Annotated in this window: 23 protein-coding genes; 7 read left to right on the top strand and 16 right to left on the bottom strand. The window is 39.2% G+C overall.

Annotated features, from left to right (window positions below; all coding sequences use genetic code 11):
- Window positions 1-82 precede the first annotated feature (82 nt).
- A complete protein-coding gene (locus FY048_RS14995) occupies window positions 83-613 on the top strand; it encodes an NMCC_0638 family (lipo)protein (RefSeq protein ID WP_446091664.1) in 531 nt (176 codons plus the stop codon).
- Window positions 614-672: 59 nt separating this feature from the next.
- Here FY048_RS14995 and FY048_RS15000 read toward each other — a convergent pair whose 3' ends face one another.
- The 3 genes from FY048_RS15000 to FY048_RS15010 all read right to left on the bottom strand — a co-directional run bounded on the left by FY048_RS15000 (window position 673) and on the right by FY048_RS15010 (window position 2827).
- Entirely contained in the window at window positions 673-2046 is a 1374-nt protein-coding gene (locus tag FY048_RS15000) for a dihydrolipoyl dehydrogenase (protein WP_446091665.1), read from the bottom strand.
- Between the two features lie 185 nt (window positions 2047-2231).
- Entirely contained in the window at window positions 2232-2336 is a 105-nt protein-coding gene (locus FY048_RS15005; protein WP_371864353.1) for a lipoprotein, read from the bottom strand.
- A 155-nt stretch (window positions 2337-2491) separates the two neighbouring features.
- Window positions 2492-2827, bottom strand: a complete 336-nt coding sequence (locus FY048_RS15010; protein ID WP_016137245.1) for a TIGR01244 family sulfur transferase — start codon at window positions 2825-2827, stop codon at window positions 2492-2494.
- A 189-nt stretch (window positions 2828-3016) separates the two neighbouring features.
- Between FY048_RS15010 and FY048_RS15015 the strand changes: the two genes are divergently transcribed.
- From FY048_RS15015 to FY048_RS15025, 3 genes are read left to right on the top strand one after another with little or no spacing between them, the layout of a single operon-like run.
- Window positions 3017-3913, top strand: a complete 897-nt coding sequence (locus tag FY048_RS15015; protein ID WP_446091666.1) for an alpha/beta hydrolase — start codon at window positions 3017-3019, stop codon at window positions 3911-3913.
- Window positions 3914-4351: a thioredoxin TrxC gene (gene trxC, locus FY048_RS15020; protein ID WP_003655112.1), complete on the top strand. Its 438-nt coding sequence runs from the start codon at window positions 3914-3916 to the stop codon at window positions 4349-4351.
- A 1-nt stretch (window position 4352) separates the two neighbouring features.
- Window positions 4353-4769: an acyl-CoA thioesterase gene (locus FY048_RS15025; protein WP_004789061.1), complete on the top strand. Its 417-nt coding sequence runs from the start codon at window positions 4353-4355 to the stop codon at window positions 4767-4769.
- Window positions 4770-4839: 70 nt separating this feature from the next.
- Here FY048_RS15025 and FY048_RS15030 read toward each other — a convergent pair whose 3' ends face one another.
- From FY048_RS15030 to FY048_RS15040, 3 genes are all read right to left on the bottom strand, one after another.
- Window positions 4840-5346, bottom strand: coding sequence for a nuclear transport factor 2 family protein (locus tag FY048_RS15030; RefSeq protein WP_446091667.1), 507 nt, complete (start codon window positions 5344-5346; stop codon window positions 4840-4842).
- Between the two features lie 75 nt (window positions 5347-5421).
- A complete protein-coding gene (locus tag FY048_RS15035) occupies window positions 5422-5916 on the bottom strand; it encodes a DUF4442 domain-containing protein (RefSeq protein WP_127493948.1) in 495 nt (164 codons plus the stop codon).
- 35 nt (window positions 5917-5951) lie between these two features.
- On the bottom strand, window positions 5952-6440 hold the full coding sequence (locus FY048_RS15040; RefSeq protein WP_004638746.1) for a YajQ family cyclic di-GMP-binding protein: 489 nt from the start codon (window positions 6438-6440) through the stop codon (window positions 5952-5954).
- A gap of 91 nt (window positions 6441-6531) precedes the next feature.
- Here FY048_RS15040 and FY048_RS15045 point away from each other — a divergent pair, with 91 nt between their 5' ends.
- A complete protein-coding gene (locus tag FY048_RS15045) occupies window positions 6532-6846 on the top strand; it encodes a rhodanese-like domain-containing protein (protein ID WP_016137240.1) in 315 nt (104 codons plus the stop codon).
- Between the two features lie 37 nt (window positions 6847-6883).
- On the opposite strand, the gene mnmC is transcribed toward FY048_RS15045, so the two are convergent.
- Genes mnmC through FY048_RS15065 form a run of 4 tightly spaced genes read right to left on the bottom strand, consistent with a single transcriptional unit; the run spans window position 6884 to window position 10196 of the window.
- The gene (gene mnmC, locus FY048_RS15050; protein WP_446091668.1) at window positions 6884-8758 is read right to left on the bottom strand and encodes an FAD-dependent 5-carboxymethylaminomethyl-2-thiouridine(34) oxidoreductase MnmC; all 1875 of its coding nucleotides are present in this window, start codon (window positions 8756-8758) and stop codon (window positions 6884-6886) included.
- Window positions 8759-8781: 23 nt separating this feature from the next.
- A complete protein-coding gene (locus FY048_RS15055; protein ID WP_446091669.1) occupies window positions 8782-9240 on the bottom strand; it encodes a hypothetical protein in 459 nt (152 codons plus the stop codon).
- A gap of 4 nt (window positions 9241-9244) precedes the next feature.
- Window positions 9245-9547: a YciI family protein gene (locus FY048_RS15060; RefSeq protein ID WP_005309522.1), complete on the bottom strand. Its 303-nt coding sequence runs from the start codon at window positions 9545-9547 to the stop codon at window positions 9245-9247.
- A gap of 34 nt (window positions 9548-9581) precedes the next feature.
- The gene (locus FY048_RS15065) at window positions 9582-10196 is read right to left on the bottom strand and encodes a septation protein IspZ (protein WP_446091670.1); all 615 of its coding nucleotides are present in this window, start codon (window positions 10194-10196) and stop codon (window positions 9582-9584) included.
- A 44-nt stretch (window positions 10197-10240) separates the two neighbouring features.
- Here FY048_RS15065 and FY048_RS15070 point away from each other — a divergent pair, with 44 nt between their 5' ends.
- The gene (locus tag FY048_RS15070) at window positions 10241-11092 is read left to right on the top strand and encodes a PHP domain-containing protein (RefSeq protein ID WP_439914932.1); all 852 of its coding nucleotides are present in this window, start codon (window positions 10241-10243) and stop codon (window positions 11090-11092) included.
- A 4-nt stretch (window positions 11093-11096) separates the two neighbouring features.
- On the opposite strand, the gene FY048_RS15075 is transcribed toward FY048_RS15070, so the two are convergent.
- Complete coding sequence (locus tag FY048_RS15075) at window positions 11097-12008, bottom strand: bestrophin family protein (protein ID WP_005064169.1); 912 nt, start codon at window positions 12006-12008, stop codon at window positions 11097-11099.
- Between the two features lie 61 nt (window positions 12009-12069).
- The gene (gene radC, locus FY048_RS15080) at window positions 12070-12789 is read right to left on the bottom strand and encodes a RadC family protein (RefSeq protein ID WP_080631988.1); all 720 of its coding nucleotides are present in this window, start codon (window positions 12787-12789) and stop codon (window positions 12070-12072) included.
- A gap of 99 nt (window positions 12790-12888) precedes the next feature.
- On the opposite strand from radC, the gene coaBC reads away from it, so the two are divergent.
- The gene (gene coaBC / locus FY048_RS15085; protein WP_003655128.1) at window positions 12889-14142 is read left to right on the top strand and encodes a bifunctional phosphopantothenoylcysteine decarboxylase/phosphopantothenate--cysteine ligase CoaBC; all 1254 of its coding nucleotides are present in this window, start codon (window positions 12889-12891) and stop codon (window positions 14140-14142) included.
- Window positions 14143-14207: 65 nt separating this feature from the next.
- Here the strand turns inward: coaBC and secF are convergent, their stop codons facing one another.
- From secF to tgt, 4 genes are all read right to left on the bottom strand, one after another.
- Window positions 14208-15173, bottom strand: coding sequence for a protein translocase subunit SecF (secF, locus tag FY048_RS15090; protein ID WP_446091671.1), 966 nt, complete (start codon window positions 15171-15173; stop codon window positions 14208-14210).
- An 8-nt stretch (window positions 15174-15181) separates the two neighbouring features.
- Window positions 15182-17083 (bottom strand): protein translocase subunit SecD, encoded by a 1902-nt coding sequence (secD, locus tag FY048_RS15095; protein WP_016137232.1) that lies wholly within the window; start codon window positions 17081-17083, stop codon window positions 15182-15184.
- A 51-nt stretch (window positions 17084-17134) separates the two neighbouring features.
- The gene (gene yajC / locus FY048_RS15100) at window positions 17135-17464 is read right to left on the bottom strand and encodes a preprotein translocase subunit YajC (protein ID WP_003655131.1); all 330 of its coding nucleotides are present in this window, start codon (window positions 17462-17464) and stop codon (window positions 17135-17137) included.
- A gap of 97 nt (window positions 17465-17561) precedes the next feature.
- Window positions 17562-18695: a tRNA guanosine(34) transglycosylase Tgt gene (tgt, locus tag FY048_RS15105; protein WP_446091672.1), complete on the bottom strand. Its 1134-nt coding sequence runs from the start codon at window positions 18693-18695 to the stop codon at window positions 17562-17564.
- Window positions 18696-18702: the final 7 nt, after the last annotated feature.

Genomic DNA, 18702 nt, shown 5'->3' on the forward strand with positions numbered 1-18702 from the left:
ATGAGAAAAATAAAACTGAAAATATCATGAAAGATTCGTGCTATAAACCAAATATCTTAAAATGATAACAAGAGTGTTAATAATGAAATTTGTAGGATTAAAAATATTTATCTTTATGATAGCTATAATACTTGGTAGTAAATCTATCCATGCTAATCAAGCTGTAGAAAGTCTATTTAGCACAAAAGCCTTTTTAAACATTTGTGTTAGTTCGAGAGGAAATTCAGAAATAATAAGTAAACAAGCGAAAAATATGGGGTTTATTCAAATGCCTAATGAGTATGCTGTACATTTTTTAAAAGATTATAAGGGGAGTGCTTGGATGATAAACTCTTCAGAAGGAAAGTTTGTCATTACTCAACTCGATAATGGTGTATGTTCATTATTTATAAATAAAGGAAATTCAACTGAAATTCAGAAGAATTTAGAAAGTTGGTTACCTCCTAAATCTACTGGTTTAACTTATAAAAAAGAAATATCTAAAGATAAAAATTTGATTACAACAAATTATATTATTTCTAAAGATGGAAAAACTTTAGAGACATGGATATATACTAGTTCATCTGAAAAGAACGCTTCACTAGTTGCAATTATTTCCCATCAAATGAATTAATTAGAACAATTCAATGTATAGAAGAGCCAAATTTTATTAAGAGAGCTCTTCTAAATTGATTATTTCAACTGGCGGCGAGCATGTTTTAAAGCAGTGCGAAGACCTTCTTCTAGAGTAGGGTGATAGAAAGGCTTCTCTAGAATCTCATTTAAAGTCAATTCTTCGCCTATTATCCAGCTTAATAGATGGGCCATATGCTCTGTTGCTTCTGTAAATAGCTCGGCACCCAGAAGTTTTTGACTTTCTTTCTCTATATAAACTTCAATACCTCCCTGGTTTTTTCCCAGAACGATAGCTCTACCTTGTCGCTCATAAGAGGCTTCACCTGTAATAAAGTCTATACCCTTATCTTTTAGTTGTTTATAACTCTGCCCAACAATTGCCATTTCAGGATGACTAAATACAATTCCCAATGGAGTAAGTGTCTTAACTGAATTAACCTGTGGATAATTCAAACAGTTATAAACAACTTTTTTGCCTTCATGTGCAGCTTCATGTTGCAATGGTGTTGAAGTATAAGCATCACCAACAACAAAAATTGGATATGTATCTAACTGCTTGGTTTTTGCATTTATAGGTAATAACTTAATATCTTTAAAAGAATTATCAATATTTTCTAGTTTTAAGGTATCAAGTAAACTTGTACGGCCTGTTGCAGCTAAAACATATTCAACTTTGAGATTTTTCTCTGTTTCATCAAGTTGGTAAGTTAATAAAGCGTTTTCTTCACTGCATTTAACTTCACTTGGTAGAGTTTCGAATAGAATTTTTAACTCTTTCCCTAGCTCTTTTTGTGCAAGTTGTTGAAGCCTAGAACTAGTAAGGATTCCAATCCGTTTACTGCGAGCAAAGATTGTAGTTTCTACACCTAAACGATGCATTGCTTGAGCAATCTCAAGGGCAATCACACCACTTCCGATGACAGCGATAGATTTAGGTAGTGTTTTTAACTCAAATATTTGATCTGTTGTTATAAGCCGATTACCAAGTTCTTTCTTCCAGGTTTGATCATAATTAGGAGTTGAACCGACAGCTAGAATAAAACTTTTTGATTGGTACTGTTTCCCATTAACTTCTACAGTTTGTGAATCAATAAAATATGCTTTACCAGAAATTTTATATTCTGCAGGCCATTGTTCTACATCTTTTAAAGTTGCTTGCGTAAAACGATCTCGTAAAGTTTGTACGTGCTGCATGACTTGATCTGTATTAATTTTTGCAGATACCTCCAAAGCAACCTCTTGAGCATTTTGAATGTCAAACATACGGTTTGCTGTAGAGATGAGGACTTTACTTGGCATGCAACCTACACGAGCACAAGTGGTATCCCATGGTCCATCATTTATAATTAAAATATTATGGGTATGTTTAACGGCTTCTTTATATGCGCTAATACCAGCCGTACCTGCGCCAATGATAATAATATCGAACATTGTCATTAAGCTATTTTAATAGATATTTAGAATATATAGAAAAACCCTCTTGAACAGAGGGTTTGGTTCTAATTATTTAGCTTTAAAATGTAAATTTTTGCATAAAAGGTGTTTTAAAGTGGTTGAAACAGTCCCATTATTGATTAATAGACTGACCTTCAATGCTTATACTATTAATGACATGTTTAAATTCTTGTACCCATAGTTACTCCAACCGTCGGTTTTACTTGCATTGAGGAGCATGCTGTAAGAATTAAACAGCTTAGAAGAGCGAATATAAATTTATTCATAAAAATTAATAAATGATTCAAAAAAGATTTAAATACTTTAGATCAATATTATTTTTAGTTCTGTTGAATTCGTGCAGAGATATGCAAAATAAGTTATCAAAAAAACCCTACTTTAAGGAAGAAATAGGGTTCTATAGAATATTAATTTCTTAAAATTAGTCGTCTAATAAATCCATCTGTTTTGCTAATTGATAGAGATTGTTTGAACGATTTCCTGTGCGGCAAAACATAAGGATAGGTTTTGGCAACTCGTTGTAATGATTTGCAAAAGTACGTACATCGAGTTCCGTAATTTGTCCAGCTACAACAGGTTGATAAACATAGTCTAGATCTGCTTGGCGTGCTGCTTCTTCAATTTGAGCACTTGTAGGCTGTTCTGGGCCGCCTTCCATATCTGGTCGATTATTAATAATCGATTTAAATCCTTTTTCTACAACTTGGCCAACATGCTCTGGACCAATTTGACCTGCGAAACCAACATTATCTGACATTTCGTCACTCCAAAATTTAACAAAACCTCTTATGCTGTATCATAGCATTAAGCTTAACCTGAGATACAAGACACTCGTGTGTTGTTCTGACTGAGAAAGTTATGTCTTATAGCTAAGTTATAAATTTTAAAAATGATCATTACGCTATTTTAAAATTGGTTATTCATATTTTATTTCAACGGAGCACATATGCACGCTTATACGGTTGAGCCTTTATATGTTCCATGTGGTCAGGAAACGATCGCAGCTGATTTTTATATTCCTAAAACAAATAAGAAATCTGCCGTAATTATTATGGCCCATGGTTTTGCTGCGTTGCGTCAATTTAAACTAATCCAATATGCACAGCGGTTCGCTCAAGCAGGCTACGCTGTTATTTTGTTTGATTATCGATATTGGGGTGGGAGTACTGGCAAGCCTAGAGAAATGGTCTCTATCAATTCGCAGTTAGAAGATTGGAAGACCGTTATTCAATATGCTTCGACCTGTAAGCTTGTAGATAACCGAAGGATTGTACTGTGGGGAACTTCTTTAAGTGGGGGATATGCACTAAGTCTAGCTTCTGAATTAAAGAATATTCAGGCGATTTTAGTACAAATTCCTTATGTAGATGGTGCTGAAACAGCCAAGCTCTATCCTTTGCAACGTTATCCTCAAGCATTGAAGTTGTCGAGTCAGGATTATATGGGATCAAAAATGGGACTTAATCCCAAGAGATTACCTGTCGTCGATCAACAAAATTTATGCTTTATGCCTACAGCAGATAGTTATTATGGTTATCTATCAATTGTAAATCCTGACTATTATTGGAGTGGGGAAGTCCCAGCTCGTGTCTTTTTTAATTTGATGCGATACCGTCCAATTCAAGTTGTACGCCAGATTAATATTCCAGTTTTATTTATTGCGGCCCAAAAAGATTCACTTATTCCTATTGAGTCCAGTCGCGAAGCTGCGACAAATATTGCACCTTTTGTAAGTTATCATGAGTGGGATATGAAACATTTTGATATCTATGACGGTTCATGGTTTGAAAAAGCAGTGATAACCCAATTAGAATTTTTACATCAGCATATAGGAGTGATGTAAATGATTATTGTATGTGCATCGTGCGGTGCAAAAAACCGAGTTCCGGAAGAAAAACTTCCTGAGCAACCAAGCTGTGGGCAATGTCATCAGCCATTACTACCGCTTGCACCTATTGAACTAAATGAGCAAAATTTTAGTAACTACATCACGAATAGTGATTTACCTATTCTCATAGACTTATGGGCAGAATGGTGCGGACCCTGTAAAATGATGGCTCCACATTTTGCGCAGGTCGCAAAACAGAATCCAGGCGTTATCTTTGCCAAGATTGATACCGAAGAATCTCCTCGCTTGAGTCAAGCTTTTCATGTGAGAAGTATTCCGACACTTGTCTTAATGAATAAAACGACAGAGGTCGCGCGTATTAGCGGTGCATTACGTGCGCCTGAATTGCAGCAGTGGCTCGATCAACAACTTCAAACGAATTTCGGGAGCTAAGGTGTCAGAAGCTTATACCAAACCAGAAGGAATTTTATCTTTACAAACGATTGCCATGCCAGCAGATACAAACTGGAGTGGTGATGTGTTTGGTGGATGGATTGTGTCACAAATGGACTTGGCTGGAGCAATTCACGCAGAACGTTTCAGTCGTGGCCGCTGTGCTACGATTTCCATTAATCAAATGACCTTTTTGGTTCCGGTAAAGGTTGGCTTTGTCATTAGCTGCTATACCAAAATCTTAAAAGTTGGAAATACTTCTATTCAGATGCAAATTGAAGTTTGGGACAGTCATGATGACTCTCGTGAGCCAATACGTATTACTGAAGGAGTCTTTACCTTTGTAGCGGTGGATGTAAAGGGTAATAAGCGTCAAATACCCGAAGAAGCAAGACAAAAGTTTTTAGATACTCAATAAAACTTAGAAAGCCTGAATATCAGTATTCAGGCTTTAATCTTTATTCAAAAGAAAAACTAGTTTTTAGAAATTAAAACATCGTATTTGTATTCTTGCTTTGCTCTGGAATATTTTGTATTACATCCCAATGCTCTACAATTTTTCCATTTTCGACACGAAATATATCAATAATCGCTCTTCCTCGATCTTTTTCATTTTCAGTCGAATGGACATGTAAAACGACAAGATTACCTTCAGCAATCGCACGTTTAATCTCATTTTTAGCTTGAGGATTCTTTTGGAATTTTTCAGTGAAGAAATTAACGAAAGGTGCTTTCCCATCTGGCACATTAGGATTGTGCTGAATGTATTGTTGACCAATATAACGGTCTGCATATTCTTTGACTTTATGTTTTAAAAAGACGCCTTCATAAAAGTCGATGACTATTCTTTTGTTTTGAGCGCTTACTTTATCGATCGCTTCTGATTTGGTCGAAGTTAATTTACTGGTTTTAAGATTAGGTTCAGTCGCATGAGTCGTTATTGTTGTAAATATTAAACTGCTAAACAAAGAGGAAAGAATCAGTATTTTTTTCATTTTGACCTCAAGATACAAAAAATAATTTTTATATCTTGAGGTAAATAAAAATCTAAAAGTACTTTAGATTAGTTATTATTTCTTACGTTTAGGTAACCATGCCCACAGCATTTGGCAGTGGATTGGTTCATTACCTGCATCATCAATGACTGTAACCGGAATCACAAGTTCACCTTTCTCATTATCTGCAATAAACTTTTGCTGTTCAGCAGACAATGTTGCTGTAGCAGTCAAACCGCCTTCAACCACTTTTAAATAATCTACATGTAATGATTTGATTAATAAAATGCGGTTATCAGGAATGTGTAAACCCGTTAGAAAACCTGTTGCAGTTTCTGCTAAAAGAGCCATCGCCGCAGCATGGACTCCTTTAATATGATTTTGCATATTTTTTTGGTTTTCTAAGCGGACAGTAACGTGGTTTGAGTCTACTTCCAGATAGCGGATATTTGCTGTACCCACCATTGGTACGATACGACCAAACGCCTTGCTCCAAAGTGTACTCCGAATACCTTTAGGGAATTTTGAAGTCGCTTTTACCAGTTTTGATAGACGGTTGGATTGAGACATGGATTTACCTTAGCTTTGAATGTCACGACAAGAGATTAGTCTTTAAAGTTATTAAACTGTAATGGCACACCAAATTGTTGTTCACGTAAAAAATTCATGACTTGTTGTAAAGTGTCACGCTTTTTATCCGTTACACGAATTTTGTCGCCTTGGATAGAAGATTGCACTTTAACGCCACTTTCTTTAATGGCTTTATTAATTTTTTTTGCAGTATCCGAGTCAAGACCATCTTTAAGTTTAATCACTTGTACAAAGTTTTTGCCTGAAGCAGCCGCTTTTTGTGGATCAAGTGCTTGCACATCAATTTTACGTTTATAAAAATGATTTTCTAACATGTTATAAACCTGTTCACACTGGAAATCACTTTCGGTACTGATTTTAATTTCTTTATTTTTTTCGTTTATTTCGACTGAAACATCATGACCTCGAAAGTCAAAACGTGTTGCAATCTCTTTTTGTGTGTTCTGTACAGCGTGATTAACTTCAAAAATCTCTAATTCAGAGACAATATCGAAAGAAGGCATAGTTTAGACCTTTACAAAGGGAAAGAATATTTGAGATGCTAAGAGGGTTTTCTTCATTTGCCAAGTGTTGTTTACATCAAAGGAGTGCACAATGATCCGTAAACAAGAAATTACAACATTTGAATTCCCAGAAAATGCTGTTATCTGGGATGTCCGTGATACAAATGCTTATGCAGAAGGGCATGTTAAAGGTGCGGTAAATCGCCCGATTAATGATTTGAATGCTGATATTTTGAACCAGGTCTCTGCGGGTCAGCCGATTTATATTTTATGTGGTGGTGGTAGCAAAGCTCCTCGTGCAGCTGAGACACTAGAAGGATTGGATGCCTCGCGTGAATATGTCGTGCTGATGGGGGGGACTCGTGCAGCTCGTGATGCCGGCTTGCCTCTAGAGCAGGGCGCATAAAAAAAAGCACCTTAGGGTGCTTTTTTATTGAAGAGAACTACTGTGGTTTGAAATACGGCTTTTTAGCTTTTACTTTTTTTTGGAATCTTTGAGGATTCAATTTCTGTAATAGGCGGTCCGGTACAGGACAAGCTTCTCCTAATATCTGCGCAACTAAGATTTCGCTGCATAGTGGAGCAAATAGAAAGCCCTTAGAACCCAGACCAGCAAAAGTAGCAATTCGGCTATTCTCCTGCATTTTTCCTAACAGAGGAAAATAATCTAAGCTTTGTGCGCGGATAGATGCACGACCTTGCCACGTGGTGGTAGGGGGTAATTGCTGTGCATATTCAGGAAATACGCTGTGGATTAATTCAAAGTTATGCACATGGTCGTCGGCAAGTACATCTTGATCTTCACGATTAGGATAGAAAGATGCACCTAGAATCATCTGTGAGGCATCAAGTTGCATGCAATAGCCGCCATAGCTATAAGCTTCCTGTAAAGGCAGGGGAGCAAACGTATTATCAACCCAGCTTACTTGTCCACGTATTGGTTTTAACTGAGGATAGCTTTCAAAAAAAGTCGCGCTTTGACGCGCGCAGCACACAACCACATGGTCTGCTTCTGCAATAACGTCATTACCAGTTTGCAATTGAACTTTATTTTCAAAAGGAACCAATGCTGTGACATTGGTAATCTTTAGATCAATTAAGGGATGTTGCAAAATTTCATCACGTAGTTGATGTGGTGAAACAGAACCTGCTTCGGTCAGTGAAACACTTGAGTATGTAGTTTCAAGTGAGTTTGCAGAATGGGTAACAACCTGAGCTGGATATTGATTTACAAGATCGAGAAGTTCATCTGCATTTTTCAATGCGATTTGTTGTATTTGAAGCGGGCGGAATGCTTGAAAATTTTTATAAAAATTTAAGGCATGTTGCCAACTTAAAGTCATGAGATGTTCATGGCTCTGTTCAATTGGGCATAGTTTAGGATTAAGCAATGCCAAAGGGTTTCCAGAAGCGCCAGATAATGCTTCTGTTTGCTCATATAGGGTCACTTGGTGTCCGCGTGCTGCAAATGCCCACGCCGTAGTTAAACCTGCTACACCAGCTCCTATAATCGCAATATGCTGTTGTCCGTTCCCCAATGTGTAGACTTGGTCTAATTCTAAGGACTCATCATCAGATTGAGGTGGGTTCCATATTGCTTTGAGCATTTCCCGTTTATGTCGAAAACCACGTGGACGGGAAATACTAATACCATGCTCTTTTAGCCCACGTTTTAAAACACCCGCGACACTAAAAGAGGAAAATGTACTGCCATAGTCAGAAAGACGTACGATATGGCTTAAAACGTTTTGTTCCCACAGCTCTGGATTGCAAGAGGGTGCAAAGCCATCTAAAAACCAAGCATTTACTGCTTTCGTTTTAGCCATGCTTGGGAAAATATCTTGTGCATCTCCTATCCATAGGTCGATGCTAAAACGCTCTTCAGGGAAACTTAAACGATGACATCCGGCAATAGGTAGCGGATATTGTTCAATTAACTGGTCTGCAAGTGGTTTAAGCTCATCCCAGACATTTAAAGCACGAATAAGGTCGGCTTTACTTAATGGAAATTTTTCAACACTAATGGCGTGTAAATGGCTTTGATTATCAGGACGGACTTGTTGCCAAAGTTGCCAAAGTGCAAGAATGTTTAAACCCGTACCAAAACCGGTTTCTCCTACACTGAAATATTCAAAATCTTTTAGATTGGCTAAGCGTTCTGATAAGTCGTTACCATTTAGAAAAACATGCCGTGTTTCAAGTAGGCCATTCTCTTTAGAGAAATAGACATCACCAAATTGTTTGGAAATGGGAACCTCGATGCCATCGATGAGTTCCCAGTCCAGTTCTGCTGTTTGGATACGGTTTGATACGGTCATTTGGTTTAATAAGTTGCTTGAATTTACCACTGGCGTCGACGTTTTGTATGAATATAACTAGCGATAAAAAATCCTAGCAATACGCCACCAGCTAAGGTAACAGCACCATATAAAAACATTTGTGCGCTACGTTCGCTTTGTAAGACTTGAACCTGAACAGAGAGGCTATCATTTTTTAACTGTAACTCTTGGTTCTGGGCGAGTGCTTCAAGATTGGCATGTTCTAACTGTTTTAAACGAGACGCCTGATCTTGAACCAAAGCTTTGATTTTCGCATCTTGCTGTTGTTTATTTTTTACAAGCTGTTCTGCTGTAAGGGGTTGAGCTGTAGTCGCTGTTTTTACACCTGTTGGTGCTGTAGGAGCGGGTTGAGTTGAAGGCGCGCTTGGAGGAGGTGTTGCTGGTGTTGCAGCAGGTTCAACTGCTCCAGCAGTTGAACATATCAAACACAAGCCAAGAAAGCTTTTGATTGCAGGGTGCATATGATTACCCTTTTGGAAATGCTTTATTAAACGGTTTTACATCAATATGAGCATAAATGCCTTCTTTGAGAAATGGTTCTTCTTTTAACCATTCGTCTAATGCTTCGCGACTGTCGAATTCAACAATCATGGTGCTGCCATAAAAACCTGCTTGAGGATCATTCGGGTCTTTTGGCATAGCTCCCGCTGTAACAAGGCGTCCTTCATCATCAAGTTTTTGCAAACGTTCGATATGCTGAGGGCGTACTGCCAAGCGTTTTTCTAAAGTTCCTTCGTTATCGGTACAGCTTAGAACAAAAAAAGGCATGTAATCGTATCTCTGTAATCAATCAGGAATCATTTTAAGCGTCTGGTGACTTAAAATGTTTACGTAAAATAATGAACTGAATAATGATAAATGAAAACATGACGATCATGTCACCAAATGCAGTGAATTCACCCCAATATTTTCCGCCGTGAAATAAAAACGCAAAGAAGATATGTAAACAAGACATCACCACAAACATGACTGCCCAAGCAAAATTTAGATTTTTCCAACCTTTTTCACTTAAGTCTAAAATAGGGTCAAATAGACGTCGTATGAGTGGTTTACGATCTTTCCCAAACCAAGGTGAAACTAAGAATGCACCTGCAAAAACCAAATTCAAAATTGCAGCTTTCAGACGAATATAGAAATCATCACTTAACATGAGGGTGATGCCACCAAAAATGACAGTCATAAACAATACAAACCACTGTTGTTTATCTAGACGGAATTTTTGGAAAACAAATAGGGCACCATATACCACAAGCATTGAAATAATTAATCCAGTAGTCGCTACAAGAATATTATTATTATCGGCACCACCAGCAGACCCGATCAGTTTAAGTAAAGGATGCTGTGTATCGGTTGGATCAACTGTTTTATATAAATAGAAGAAAATAATTAATGGAACAAAGTCCAGAAGTGCTTTCATGTTAGAGTATCTGATCAGGTTTGGTGAATGGCATAGTATAAAAGATGCAAGGCATAGATTTACATACACATAGCAATATTTCTGATGGAACTTTGTCTCCGGAATTACTGGTGCAAGCTGCTATAGATGTGAATTTGCATACTTTGGCTTTAACTGACCACGATACAATGGATGGGTTGCAGCGAGCTAGAGTTGCTGCACAAGGTCATGATTTAAAAATCATTTCTGGTACAGAGATTTCAAGTCAGTGGTCACGTCCAACAACGAAGAAGAGTTATGGCGTACATATTGTTGCTTTAAACATGCAAAATGAAGCGCCAATTTTAGAAGCATTAGAACAACAAAAAAGAGTACGAGCGCAAAGAGCTAAAGTAATTTGCGATTTATTAGAAAAATGTATTGGTTTTCAGATTTATGAGGATGTTCTTGCTAAAGTAGAAGATCAGGCAGACCGCATCACCAGAACACACATTGCTAAAACACTCGTCGAGAAAAAAGTTGTAACCCGTCCTCAACAAGCGTTTGATCGTTTCTTAAAAGAAGGAAGACGTGCTTTTGTAAAGTTTGAAGGATTAGGATTAAAAGAAACAATTGACATGATTCACGAAAGTAAAGGGTTGGCAGTTTTAGCACATCCGACTCGTTATGATTTATCTGCAACTAACGTTCGATATTTAATTGAATTGTTCGCTACTTCAGGTGGAGATGCAATTGAGTTACCTCCACCGATGGAAACTTTATCTACTCGCCAGATGATTGATCGGATGATTGAGCAATATCAATTAGCTGTATCGATTGGCAGTGATTTTCATGGTGAAAATATGCCATGGATTAAACTGGGAAATACACCTAAACCAACGGCTAATCAGCAAGGTGTTTGGGAACGTTTTCTCTAAGACATTACAACAAGTTATTATCTTGAGCTTGAATTGGTGGTGGGGTAGGTTTACCCAAAGTCCCTAAAAGTTCAATTTCGATACTACGCACCATGGCATCTAAAGGTAAATCATTACTTTGAGTACCGAAAGGCTCTTCAATTTCAGAGCTGAGTGCATCAAGTCCTAAAAATGTATATGCCAAAATTCCCACCAGTAAAGGTGTTGCTAACCCAAGCAATGAACCAAGACTAAATGGCAACATAAAACAGAAAAAATAGACAGTGCGATTGAGCAAAACTGAATAGGCAAATGGAATAGGTGTATTGGCGATTCGGTCACAGCCTGTTTGCACAACGCTTAAATCTGCAACATTTTTATTCATCTGTGCATAGATGATGTCTGAGATTTCACCTTCTTTAAGCGCTTGCAATAATTCCCAGTGAATGAGGCTAAGTGTGTACTGAGGGGCATTATTTTGCTGATAGAGCTGGGTGAGTGCTTGCTGGCTCATGCCGCTGGTTTGTATGAGCTCAGTTGGGTTCGCCGTCTGACGGCGTAAACGATCTCGTAACACGTTAGCAAAAACAATCACATGCTGAATCACACGTTCACGGCGGGCTTGAGTCAAAATTCGGCAGTCACGGTCAAAATGGCGTGAAGTTGCAATTAAAACACCCCATAATTTTCGGGCTTCCCACCAACGGTCATAACATGCAGTATTTTTAAATCCTAAGAAAATAGAAAGTACGACGCCAATAAGAGTAAAGCCAACCAAAGGAATCTCTGGAAAGCGATAAAGATTGATATATTCTACGCCCCCAATGATTGCCGAAATCAGCATAACGACCCCTAGAGAGGGTAAAATTTTGGGTAAAATTGTCCCTCGCCAAGAGAATAATACTTTGAAAATACTAGGCTGCTCACGAACAATCATTTTGTTTTTAACGTCACTATTTTTGCTTTGATCTTCTAGGCTTAGTGCCTCTTTGTCAATATCATTGAACTGATATTATTGTTGGGTTGAGCAGTTGTTGTTCAGCAAATGAAAAGCTTCCTTCTGGTGAGATAATAAAATGATCCAAGAGGCGTATTTCGACAAGCTGACAGGCATGTTCCAGTTGCTGAGTTAAGGTAATATCTTCAGCAGAAGGCTGCGCTGAACCAAAGGGATGATTGTGTGCAATGACCAGTTGGCAAGCATGTTGTTGTAGGGCGTAGCGTAGGGTTTGATTGACTGAAACCGCACAATGTTGAACTGACCCAAAAAATAACTTTTTAAAGTGAAGTTTTCTTAATTCAGGGTCTAGACAAAGCACTGCAAAGACTTCTTGTTTCTCGCCTTTTAATTCGTAGCGCAAATAATCCAAAACTAAATCAGAAGAGTGGAGACTAAGATTGTTTTGCTGAAAGTGATGATCGAGATAACGCCGTCCGAGCTCTTTAACTGCCAATAATTGTGAATATTTTGTTGCTCCAATTCCATTAAATTGAGTTAACTCACTTAACGATGAATCAAATACTGCATTTAGGCTACCAAAGTGCTGAATGAGTAAACGTGATAGTTCGACTGCTGAATGTTGTCGTGAACCTGAGCGAAGAAAAATCGCGAGTAGTTCTGCATCTGATAGACTTTGCGGACCTTGTTGTAATAACCGTTCTCTTGGCCGTTCTTGTTCGGGCCAATTTTTAATAGAAGTATTCATATTCCCCAGCATAATTCGCTTAAAATTTTATTTTGTTTGCCCAATCAATCTTGGGTCTGCGCGTATTTAATGCTATTGTGAGCGCCACTGCAACAGTAAGGTATCCTGTTCGTGAGCTTTGATCTAAGTGTTATTCCTCATAAAAACATTGTTTTAGCTGTCACTGGCGGAATTGCTGCCTATAAAAGTGCCATTTTAGTCCGTCGCCTTAAAGATTATGGCTTTGACGTGCGTGTGGTCATGACACATGGTGCTCAGGCATTTATTACCCCACTAACGTTTCAGGCTCTTTCTGGTAATCCCGTTCATACTGAACTTTTAGATCCTGCGGCTGAAGCTGGGATGGGACATATTGAATTAGCACGTTGGGCTGATTTATTACTGGTTGCGCCTGCAAGCTGCGATACTTTGGCAAAATTTGCGCATGGTTTAGCAGATGACTTGCTCAGTACAGTGTTTTTGGCAACAAAATCTCCTGTGTGGGTTGCACCTGCCATGAACCAGCAAATGTGGGCGGCCAAAGCAACGCAACGAAATTTACAAACCTTAGTCGAAGATGGCGTGCATGTGATTATGCCAGATGCGGGTGAGCAGGCGTGTGGTGATGTCGGTTTAGGCCGTATGCCAGAGCCAGAAGAAATTGCAAGGCAAGTCGCTGGCTATTTCCATCAGGCTCAGCGTGCAATCGCTGAAAAATTTGGGTTGTTGGCTGGAAAGCGAGTTGTGATTACTGCTGGGCCGACACGTGAAGCGATTGACCCTGTTCGTTATATCTCGAACCACAGTACTGGTAAAATGGGCTTTGCTTTAGCTGCTGCTTGTTACGCGGCTGGTGCACAAGTGACGCTAATTGCTGGACCTGTAAGTTTAGATACACCGAATGGTGTAAAAAGAGTAAATGTTGCCTCTGCAAGACAAATGTTAGATATCAGCATGAACTCGTTAGAAACAGGGTGTGATATCTTCATTGCAACTGCCGCAGTCGCAGACTATCGCGTAGCAGAAGTTGCCGAGCATAAAATTAAGAAGGCAGGGGATGAGTTGAATGTTTCCCTTGTGAAAAATCCAGATATTGTGGCAACCATTGCAGGTCAGGAAAAACGTCCATTTATGGTGGGCTTTGCAGCCGAAACACAAAATGTTGAAGAATACGCGGCAGGGAAACTGGTTGCTAAAAAACTAGATATGATTGCATGTAACGATGTGTCTCGTGCAGATATTGGTTTTGCTTCTGATGAAAATGCCATGACAGTTTTCTTTGCTGAAAACTATCACATGAAAAAGCGTGAGTTAGAGAAAGCATCTAAACAAGAAATTTCTCAACAGTTGGTTGAAGCAATTTCGGATGCATTACGCCGTAAATAATTTTTTCTTTATATAAAAAAACCGCGAATTAATCGCGGTTTTTTATATGTCTTACTTTAGACAACTTAAGGAATGTCATCCTCAAATTCAGGTTTAACCTGAACGATGAAGTCCTGACGGTTAAGACCACGCCATAAAGCAAAAGCTGTACCGATATAAATTGAAGAGTAAGTACCTACAAAGATACCGACAAACATTGCAATAGAGAACCAGTGTAGACCATCACCACCTAAGAACATCATTGCTAGAACGACTAGCATTAACGTCATGGATGTATGAATGGTACGACGTAAAGTCTCGGTTAATGCAATATCGACGATTTCACGAGGAGTCGCTCCACGAATTTTACGGAAATTTTCACGGATACGGTCTGACACTACAATGTTATCGTTAAGCGAGAAGCCAATAACAGCAAGTACCGCAGCTAAAACCGTAAGGTCAAACGGCCACTGGAATAATGCAAAAGCACCAATAATAATGATGATGTCGTGGAATAAAGACATCACGGCACCCATCGCGAGTTTAAACTCGAAACGGATGGTCACGTAGATCAACATTAAAATAAGTGCAAGGGCAACTGCACCAGCAGAACGAACATACAGCTCGTTACCTACTTGACCGCCAACAGAGTCCACTTTATGAACTACTGCGGCATTGTTTGGTAATTGCACAGCCTTATTGATGGCATTACTAAGGTCTTCGACCTTAATATCTTGTACAGGCATGCGCACGATTAAGTCTTTATTACTACCCAGTGTTTGTACTACAGCATCTTTAAAACCAGCTTTACCGAGTGCCTGAACAACTTCAGACTGATTTGCTGGTTGAGCGTAGTTCAACTCGACAGAAACACCACCTGTAAAATCCAAACCGAGGTTAAGACCTTTAGTCGCAATAAAGAAAATACTCGCCAACGTAATCAGGATCGAGAAGATTGCCGCAGGTTTGGCAATCTTCATGAACGGGATGATTTTTGCATCATCTGGACGAGTATATTGTTTTGAATCTTGTTGAGTCATTTTAGTCATCATCGATCTCCTTAAATGCTCAACTTTTTCAAGTTACGGCGTTTACCATAAATGATTTGTACAATTGCGCGAGTCACTGTAATTGAAGTAAACATCGAACACACAATACCAATCATTAATGTTACAGCGAAACCTTTAATTGTGCCTGAACCAATTGCAAACAGAATGAAAGCAACGAGAAACGTCGTTAAGTTCGAGTCAAAAATGGTGTTATAGGCTCGATCATAACCGGCCACAATGGCCTGCTTGGGCGAGGCTCCCCAGAGCATTTCTTCTCGAATACGTTCACAGATCAATACGTTAGAATCGACCGCCATACCAATGGTAATAACGATACCGGCAATACCCGGTAAGGTGAGGGAGGCCCCAATCCATGACATGACTGTTAAAATCATTGCTAAGTTAACAACAAGTGCAAAGTTAGCGATTAAACCGAATAGACGGAAGAAAACGACCATCCAGATTGCAACAAGCAAGAAGCCGATTTGAGTTGATAATACGCCTTTATCAATGTTTTCTTGACCAAGACTTGGACCAACTACACGTTCTTCAACAAAATACATTGGCGCAGCTAAAGCACCTGCACGTAGCATTAATGCAAGTTCTGATGCTTCTTGAGGAGAACTTAAACCGGTAATACGGAAAGTTGAACCTAAAACGGCCTGAACAGTTGCAGCATTGATGACTACAGATTCAGTGTATGGAGTACGAACTTCTGTTTGTGCACCAGTTTTAGGATCTGTGACATAAGTAATTTTTTGCTTATTTTCGATGAACAATACCGCCATGCGTTTACCAACAGCATTACGAGTTGCATCGGACATAAGCTTACCGCCAGCACTGTCGAGGGTAATATTTACCTCGGCACCACCAGAGTCTTGGCTAAAGCCAGAACTTGCATTTTGAACACGCTCACCAGTCAAGATACGGTTACGTTGCAACAAAAGTTGACGACCACTATCTAAAGACTCATAAGCAAAAACTTCTGTGCCCGGAGGTAAAGGTTGACCATTATATTTACCTGTATATGGGTCAATATATTGATCATTTGAGTCAGAAACCAAACGGAATTCGAGGTTTGCAGTACGGCCTAAAACACGTTTAGCTTCAGCTGTATCTTGCACACCCGGTAATTCAACAACAATACGGTTGCTACCCTGACTTTGTACCAATGCTTCTGCAACACCAAGTTCGTTAATACGATTACGTAATGTTGTTAAGTTTTGATTCACCGCATATGACTGGATTTCTTGGCGACGTACATCAGTATAAGAAAGCTTTAAAGTAGAACCAGTAGAGCTTGCTAATGCCTGTTGGGTATATTCATTCCCATTACGACGTAGAAAATCCATTGCTGCATCACGGTCAGCATTGTCAGCAAATTGAACAGTGATCACATTATTAGTTAATGCAAGACTATTAAATTTGATCTTGTTTTCACGGAACTGACGACGCAAATCGGTGGCAGAGGTTTCCATACGTTGGGCAACGGCTTTGTCCATATCTACTTCAAGTAAGAAGTGGACACCACCACGTAAGTCCAAACCAAGTTTCATTGGTTTTGCGCCAATCTTTTGCAGCCATTCCGGTGTGGTTGGTGCAAGGTTTAGGGCGACAACATATTGATCACCTAAGTCACGGCGTAATACTTCTTTTGCTTTCAACTGCGCTTCAGAAGAGCTGACACGCAAGAGGGCAGCATTATTTGTAAAAGTATTATCGTGGCTTGCAATATTTGCTGTTTTTAAAATTTGCTCTGCTTTTTGCACCACACTTTGATCAATTTGGGTACCAGCTTTGGCACCGGAAATTTGAACGGCGGGCTCATCCGGATATAGACTAGGCAGTGCGTATAATGTACTGACTACCAGAACAACCAGAATCAGTAAATATTTCCATGCAGGGTAACGCATTCGCTTTCTTCTTAAATGAAAAAGCCGTGCTAAAGCACGACTGTTTTATGATTAAAGGTTATTTAGAGTGCCTTCAGGTAATACTGAAATTACGCTGGCACGCTGAATTTTTACTTCTACACCACGGCTAAGTTCAACAACTGCATAGTCACCTTCAATTTTGGTCACTTTGCCCATTAAACCACCAGCGAATACAACTTCACTACCTACACCTAAGCTTTCGATTAAAGAACGGTGCTCTTTAGCACGCTTTGCTTGAGGACGCCAAATTAAGAAATAAAAGATTGCAACGAATACAACAATCATCAAGATGTTTGGCAAAATACCTGTAGTTGGGCCAGCTGCCGGTGCTGCATGTGCAGCAGAAATTAAAAAGCTCATTTTGATTTCCTAAAGTTAAAAATATGAGTCAGATACCTGACATAATCCTAATTCGTTTTGCAATTTACCTTGTCTTGAGGTTGAGCGCAAATCGGGCTTATTCATCAACCGGACATGGTGGAACTTCTAAACCACGACGGGCATAAAAGTCCTGAACAAATTCATCAAATGTGCCATTCTCTAATGCATCACGCATACCTTCAGTTAAACGTTGGTAATAACGTAAGTTATGAATGGTACCGAGCATAGACGCTAACATCTCTCCACATTTCTCAAGATGGAATAGATAAGCACGGGTAAAGTTCTTACAAGTGTAGCAATCGCAATGCGGATCGAGCGGGGTCTGGTCGTGGCGATATTTACTATTACGAATACGTACCAGACCATCAGTGACAAAATAATGACCGTTTCGCGCATTACGGGTTGGCATTACACAGTCGAACATATCGACACCGCGGCGCACCGCTTCAACAATATCTTCCGGTTTACCAACGCCCATCAAGTAACGCGGTTTGTCTTGTGGCATTTTGCTTGGTAGATAATCTAAAACTTTGATCATCTCATCTTTAGGTTCACCTACAGATAAGCCGCCAATCGCATAACCGTCAAAGCCAATTTCAAGAAGGCCATTTAAAGACTCATCACGTAAGTCTTCATACATACCGCCTTGAATAATGCCAAATAACGCATTCTTATTTTTAAGCTCATCATGATGATGAGTTTTACAACGTTTTGCCCAGCGTAAAGAAAGCTGCAATGATTTTTGTGCTTCTTCATGCGTTGCAGGATAAGGTGTACATTCATCAAAAATCATGACGATGTCAGAGTTCAATACCTGCTGAATTTCCATAGAAATTTCAGGCGATAAAAACACTTTTGAACCATCAATCGGCGAGCGGAAAGTAACACCTTCCTCTTTGATTTTGCGCATTGCGCCAAGACTAAAAACCTGGAAACCGCCAGAGTCAGTCAAAATTGGCTTATCCCATTTAATAAAGTTATGCAAACCGCCGTGTTCTTTAATCACTTCAAGACCCGGACGCAAATATAAATGGAAGGTATTTCCTAAAATAATTTGTGCCTGAATGTCTTCGATATCACGCGGTAGCATACCTTTGACTGTGCCGTAAGTCCCCACTGGCATAAAAACAGGTGTTTCAACAACACCATGCTCTAAAGTTAAACGACCACGACGGGCGCGCCCCGACTGACCTAATTTTTCAAACTTCATCTAAAAA

This window comes from Acinetobacter sp. 1124_18A (assembly GCF_052824995.1).